Source organism: Streptomyces megasporus (assembly GCF_000718985.1).
GTDB classification, from domain to species: domain Bacteria; phylum Actinomycetota; class Actinomycetes; order Streptomycetales; family Streptomycetaceae; genus Streptomyces; species Streptomyces megasporus.
Map to the genome: position 1 here is coordinate 1 of NZ_JODL01000143.1, position 349 is coordinate 349.

1 protein-coding gene is annotated in these 349 nt (G+C 74.8%); it reads right to left on the reverse strand.

All coding sequences use genetic code 11. The annotated features are described in order from the left end of the window. Positions 1-217 (reverse strand): roadblock/LC7 domain-containing protein (locus tag IF47_RS0127075; RefSeq protein ID WP_037733447.1); only part of this gene is annotated, 217 nt, incomplete at its 3' end. Between the last annotated feature and the right edge of the window lie 132 nt (positions 218-349).

Here is a 349-nt window from a genome sequence, read left to right on the forward strand (position 1 = left end):
GCAGGGCGGTGTCGAGCTCGGCGACCACCTGCCGCACCTCGCCGCCGCTGCCGAAACGGACCCCCGCGCTGCGGGCGAGGGAGTACAGGCCCGAGGCCAGCGCCGCCAGGTGGTCGGCGGTGTCGGTGTCCAGGCCGTGGGCGGCCTTCACCAGACCGTCGGAGGACAGCAGCAGGGCGCTGCGGGTGTGCGGTACGCGACTGGCCAGGCTTTCCAGGAGCCAGGCGGGTTCAGAGGTGGAGGTTGGGGTGGGGGCACGGTTGCCTTTCTGCGGTCGGGAGTCGAGGGCTCCCCCGCCCGGCCGACGCCTACCGAGGGACGCGCGACTCGGTGGCCGGGTGGGGGAGCG